The 3,312-nt window shown below is 49.4% G+C and carries 2 protein-coding genes; one reads left to right on the top strand and one right to left on the bottom strand.

Going from position 1 to position 3,312, the window contains the following annotated elements; translation table 11 throughout:
- The coding region (gcvP, locus tag MHN01_RS21330) for an aminomethyl-transferring glycine dehydrogenase (protein ID WP_239413319.1) at positions 1-2,696 on the top strand (2,696 nt) is incomplete at its 5' end.
- A 320-nt stretch (positions 2,697-3,016) separates the two neighbouring features.
- Here gcvP and MHN01_RS21325 read toward each other — a convergent pair.
- The coding region (locus tag MHN01_RS21325) for a hypothetical protein (protein WP_239413318.1) at positions 3,017-3,312 on the bottom strand (296 nt) is incomplete at its 5' end.

Below are 3,312 nucleotides of genomic sequence, written 5' to 3'. Positions count from 1 at the left end.
AGCCTCAAAGCGAATCAGATATGCTTGCCAACCTAAAAGCCATGGCAAGCAAGAATATCATCAACCGCAGCTTTATCGGTCAGGGTTACTACAACACCTTTACGCCAAACGTTATTCTGCGTAACGTCCTGGAAAATCCAGGTTGGTACACCGCTTATACCCCTTACCAGCCAGAAATCTCTCAAGGTCGCCTCGAGTCACTGCTTAACTATCAGCAGATGGTTATGGACCTTACTGGCATGGAGCTGGCCAACGCCTCGTTGCTTGATGAAGCAACAGCAGCTGCCGAGGCAATGACCCTTTGCCAGCGTGCGGGTAAAAACAAGAGCAAAGCATTTTTTGTATCGAACGACCTGCACCCGCAGACTGTAGACGTTGTTCGTACTCGTGCCGGTTATATCGGCATTGAAATCATCACTGGCTCTATCGACGAGCTGGACAACCACGACGTATTCGGCGCCCTGGTTCAGTACCCTGGCACCAGCGGTAAAGTGGTCGACCTGACTGAAACAATTGAAAAAGCACACGCCAAGAAAACACTGGTTGCCGTTGCCTCTGATCTGCTTGCACTAACGCTTCTGAAGTCACCTGGCGAAATGGGTGCCGACGTAGTTATCGGTAGTGCCCAGCGCTTCGGTGTACCGATGGGCTTCGGTGGTCCGCACGCGGGCTTCATGGCAACCAAAGACAAGCACAAGCGTACAATGCCAGGCCGCGTTATCGGCGTATCGAAAGACTCCAAAGATAACCAAGCCCTGCGTATGGCAATGCAGACGCGTGAGCAGCATATCCGTCGTGAAAAAGCGACATCTAACATCTGTACGGCTCAGGCGCTTCTGGCAAACATGGCTGCATTCTATGCCCTTTACCACGGTCCGGAAGGCCTGCGTAAGATCGGCCGCCGTGTCCACCACCTAACAGCAATTCTTGCAGCAGGCCTGCGCAACTCTGGCATCGAACTGGCACATGACACCTTCTTCGACACCATTACGCTAAACACTGGCAAGAAAACCAACGAGTTCTACAAAAAAGCACTTGATGCAGGTATGAACCTGCGTAAGTATGACACTCAGCTTGGTATCAGCATTGACGAAACCACCAAAGTTGAAGATATCGAAGAGTTGCTTGCTCTGTTCAGCGGTGATGCTCTAAAAGCATCCATGTTCACAGCAGACATCGCTTCCGATGAGTTTGCAGCGATTCCAGAAAGCTGCCGTCGTACCAGCAAGTACCTGACGCACCCAGTATTCAGCGAGCATCACAGTGAAACGCAGATGATGCGTTACATGAAGAAGCTGGAAAACAAAGACTACTCACTGACTCACGGCATGATCCCGCTAGGCAGCTGTACCATGAAGCTGAATGCCGCAGCTGAAATGATCCCTGTGACCTGGCCTGAGTTCGGTGCCCTGCACCCATTTGCTCCGGCTGATCAGGCGAAGGGCTATACTGAGCTGGCCAAGAAGTTCTCTGAAATGCTGTGCTCGGTAACAGGCTATGATGCATTCTCGCTACAGCCTAACTCAGGTGCCCAGGGTGAGTACGCTGGCCTAATCGCAATCCAGCGTTACCACGAGTCTAACGGTGATTCGCACCGTAACGTATGTTTGATCCCAAGCTCTGCACACGGTACTAACCCGGCTTCTGCCGCCATGGTATCGATGAAAGTTGTGGTTGTTGGCTGTGATGACCTGGGTAACATCGACGTTGAAGATCTGAAAGCGAAGATCGAAAAACACCGCGACAACCTGTCGTGCATCATGATCACCTACCCTTCTACCCACGGTGTATACGAAGAAGCCGTTCAGGAAGTATGTGAGCTGGTACACGAAGCTGGCGGTCAGGTTTACCTTGACGGTGCCAACATGAACGCCCAGGTTGGCCTAACCAGCCCAGGCTTCATCGGCTCTGACGTTTCGCACCTTAACCTGCACAAAACCTTCTGTATCCCACACGGTGGTGGTGGTCCGGGCATGGGTCCTATCGGTGTTAAATCGCACCTGGCTCCGTTCCTACCGGGTCACACAGAAAGCTCTGAAAGCGATAAGCCTCAATACGCTGTATCAGCAGCCGAGCTAGGTTCTGCTTCAATCCTGCCTATCTCATACGCTTACATTGCGATGATGGGTGAAGAAGGCCTGACTGAAGCCACTAAACTGGCTATCCTTGGCGCAAACTACGTGATGGAGCGTCTACGTCCGCACTACCCTGTTCTGTACCGCGGTACACACGGCCGTATTGCTCACGAATGTATTATCGACATCCGTCCAATCAAGGAAGCCTCTGGCATCTCTGAGGAAGACGTTGCGAAGCGTCTGATGGACTACGGATTCCACGCGCCAACCATGTCATTCCCTGTTGCCGGTACGCTGATGATCGAGCCAACAGAATCTGAAGACCTGGCTGAACTGGATCGCTTCTGTGATGCAATGATTGCGATTCGCCACGAGATTGCCCGTGTACAAGATGGCGAGTGGGATCTGGCAGACAACCCATTAGTCAACGCCCCGCACACTCAGGCAGACTTGATGGAAACCGAGTGGGAACGCAGCTACAGCCGCGAGCTAGGTTGCTTCCCATCAAACCAGACCAAGGACGCCAAGTACTGGCCGACGGTTAACCGGGTTGATAACGTATTCGGTGACCGTAACCTAGTATGTTCTTGCCCGGGTATTGAGAACTACATTGAAGACTAAGGGTTTGTGATTACAAACGACTAAGTCTGATATAAGTAACTAAAGGCGAACCATGTGGTTCGCCTTTTTCTATTGGGGCAAGTTCTATAAGTGCTTTCAATTACACGTAAAGCTATCAAGTATAGCTAAACAAACTTGCAAACTTTACCACCTGAGCAACAATCTCATTCTAGATTTTCTAAACTTTGTAGTAACCCTTGATAATACAAATCACACTCACTAGCCCCTACTTTGAAACTGATACATTACCTATTAAAAAAATCCGGAGGTATCAGTTTCAAACCCGAAAATGAAAATACATCATTTCAAACAGGTGAGTACTAAGGCTTTGCTACACTTTTTACAACCAAAATCGACTTATTGATATAATGGCTATCCCCTTTTTTCTTCGTATCAAGCGCAAAATCGCCGGATAATTGGTAGATGGCCCAGCCAGCTGAAAACTCATTTAACAGTTCTTTGTTGTTATCAATATATTCTTCAGCTTCTTTGGCTTCTCTAAATGCAATACCACCGGGATAAATCCCCCAAAATGCAGGGCCAAACTTAACTACCTTCTTATTCTGAGCTATAGATTCAGCATATGAGCCCAGATCTTTATAGATTACCGTTCCAG

It is taken from the genome of Photobacterium sp. OFAV2-7 (assembly GCF_022347985.1).
Lineage (GTDB): Bacteria > Pseudomonadota > Gammaproteobacteria > Enterobacterales > Vibrionaceae > Photobacterium.
Note: the sequence above shows the minus strand (reverse complement) of the source record. Positions and strands in the feature narration are given on the sequence as shown.